Origin of the sequence: Arsukibacterium sp. (genome assembly GCF_036735525.1) — a bacterium.
Lineage (GTDB): Bacteria > Pseudomonadota > Gammaproteobacteria > Enterobacterales > Alteromonadaceae > Alishewanella.
Genome location: NZ_DAINOE010000180.1, coordinates 1 through 2,670 on the forward strand (window position 1 = coordinate 1; position 2,670 = coordinate 2,670).

Here is a 2,670-nt window from a genome sequence, read left to right on the forward strand (position 1 = left end):
TTGTTTATGGGTTGCTCAGAATAATTTTAGCACTAAAATCAGATTGATTTATCAGAATGATAAGTGAGATTAATGATGACGAAATCTATTTAGATGTAATAATCATACCTCTTGTCTGTCTTGAGCAAATTAAAAAATAGTAATTCAGGTATTGTTATTGGATTTGCAAAAAATATACATTTTGCTAAATATAAATAACAACATCAGCAGCAGGAGGCATTGCTATGGCCAGGCCATTAAGGATTGAATTTGCAGGGGCGTTTTATCATGTCATGGCGCGAGGTAATGATAAAAAAGACATTTTTTTAACCAAAAACGACTATTTGCGCTTTTTAGACATATTAGCAAATGTCTGTCAGCGCCATTTTTGGCGGGTGCATGCGTATTGCTTAATGCATGCGTATTGCTTAATGGGTAATCATTACCATCTGTTGCTTCAAACGCCGTTACCTAATTTATCCAAAGGCATGCAGCAACTTAATGGCACTTTTACGCAATACATCAACCGTCGTTATCAGCGTTGTGGTCATGTTTTTCAGGGGCGTTTTGTCAGCAGGTTAGTGGATACGGAGCTTTATTACAAAACGTTGTTGCGTTACGTGCTGCAAAACCCCGTTGCGGCAGCATTAGTTAATGATGCAAAGGATTACACCTGGTCTAGTTATCATGCTACCTCGCTTAAGGTGTCCACGCCGGATTGGTTAGTCGTACCTGAGGTGTTGTCGCACTTTCACCAAGATACCAATAAAGCTGTGCAAGCCTTTAGCGGCTGTATGACCGAGTTTGACTCTACTGATATCTGGCAAAACCTGACCAACCAAATTTTTCTTGGTGATGCTGATTTTGCCGCCAGGCAATTAGCAAAGGTACCGGTTAATACTTCTATCAACGATATCCCCTTGGCGCAACTAAAGCCCATACCGCTCAGCTTAGAACAATATCAGCAGTTATATCCGGATCTGGATGATGCCATAACCAAGGCTTTTGCGTCTGGTTGTTACAGTATGACTGAGCTGGCAAGCTATTTTGGCTTACATGTATCGACGGTCAGACGAAAAATTGCAAAAAGCAAGGCCTGACCCCCGAGGTGTTTGCTAGAATGGGGGCGTTTTGTGGCTTAGAGTGGCTGAGTGTATAAATCATGACAATTACCCCATTGGCGTTTCCGGAGTTGTATTTAATTACGCCACTCATTCATAGTGATGCGCGCGGCAGCTTTACTGAGCTTATTCGTGAGCCGCAGCTGCGTGAGCTTAGCGGCCTGCCGCTGCATTTTATGCAGGACAACGAGTCTGAGTCTGCCTTTGGTGTTTTGCGCGGGCTGCATTTTCAGCGCCCCCCCTTTGCCCAGTCAAAATTAGTGCGGGTAGTGCAGGGCAGGGTGCTGGATGTGGTGGTGGATATTCGCCATGGCAGCCCACGTTTTGGCCAGTCGCTGGCGGTTGAGTTGTGCGCCGACAACAAACAACAGCTGTTTATACCGCGCGGTTTTGCCCATGGTTTTCTGGTGTTATCCAACACCGCTTTAGTGCAATACAAAGTAGATAACTCCTACAGCCCGGCGCATGATGCCGGTTTGGCCTTTGACGATCCGGCCTTAAACATTCACTGGCCAGTCGCCGGGCAAGCGCTGCTGCTCTCGGCAAAAGATCAGCAACAGCCCCGCCTGAGCGAGCTTAACAGTGGCTTTCATTTTGGTGATGATTACTATGGCTGATGTCAGCAGGCAGAGTGCAACTCAGCCGCAGCTAAAGGTATTGCTGCTCGGCGCCAATGGCCAGCTGGGCCAGTCTGTGCTGGCCCTGCAATCTGCGTTTCCTCACTTATTGATTACTGCCTTAAGCCGGGCACAGCTGGATATGTGCAACAGCACAGCATTAGCAGAACATCTGGCACAGCATCATTATCAGTACATTATTAACTGCGCCGCCTATACCGCAGTGGATAAAGCCGAAGCCGAGCCAGAACTGGCCATGGCCATTAACCATCATGCACTGGCACAACTGGCCGGCTTGTGTCAGCAGTACCATATTGGTTTAGTGCATATCAGCAGCGACTATGTGTTTAACGGCCAGCAAGCCTCACCTTATACCGAGCAGCAACCCAGCCAACCTCTGAATATCTATGGTCAGAGCAAGGCGGCGGGTGAGCAGGCTTTATTAAAACAATTTGCTGAGCCAAGCGGGCAGGGCGCAGCCATTATTTTACGCAGCAGTTGGTTGTACTCCGAGTGTGGCAATAATTTTGTCAAAACGATGCTCAGGCTAAGCGCTAGCCATAACCAAGTGCGCGTGGTGGCCGATCAGATTGGCAGCCCGACCTACGCCGCCGATTTAGCTTTAGCCATCTTACAGTTGCTAAGCCGCAACGACTTTATGCAGCGCTTTAACAGCGCTAAAGTGTATCATTATTGCAATCAGGGCCTGGCCAGCTGGTACGACTTAGCCCAGGCCGTGTTTGACATCAGCGGCAGCCCATGTCAGGTACAGGCGATCAGCAGCGCCGAGTACCCAACTGCAGCCAGGCGGCCGGCCTTTAGCGTGCTTAGCACCCAGGCCATTCGTCAGGATTTAGCGCTAAGCATACCCCATTGGCGACACAGCCTGGCCCGCTGTTTACAACACCTGAAAGGACATCATGAGTAAGGTTTTTTTTATCACCGGCGGTGCT

The 2,670-nt window shown here is 48.2% G+C and carries 3 protein-coding genes; all 3 read left to right on the plus strand.

What is annotated here, in order from left to right; all coding sequences use genetic code 11:
- Positions 1-224 precede the first annotated feature (224 nt).
- Positions 225-1,079 carry a transposase gene (locus V7D78_RS16975; protein ID WP_333609638.1) on the plus strand — a complete coding sequence of 285 codons (855 nt, stop codon included), beginning with the start codon at positions 225-227 and terminating at the stop codon, positions 1,077-1,079.
- Positions 1,080-1,141: 62 nt separating this feature from the next.
- Positions 1,142-1,717, plus strand: coding sequence for a dTDP-4-dehydrorhamnose 3,5-epimerase (rfbC, locus tag V7D78_RS16980; RefSeq protein WP_333609639.1), 576 nt, complete (start codon positions 1,142-1,144; stop codon positions 1,715-1,717).
- The gene (rfbD, locus tag V7D78_RS16985; RefSeq protein WP_333609640.1) at positions 1,710-2,645 is read left to right on the plus strand and encodes a dTDP-4-dehydrorhamnose reductase; all 936 of its coding nucleotides are present in this window, start codon (positions 1,710-1,712) and stop codon (positions 2,643-2,645) included. Before rfbC ends, rfbD begins: the two co-directional genes overlap by 8 nt.
- Positions 2,646-2,670: the final 25 nt, after the last annotated feature.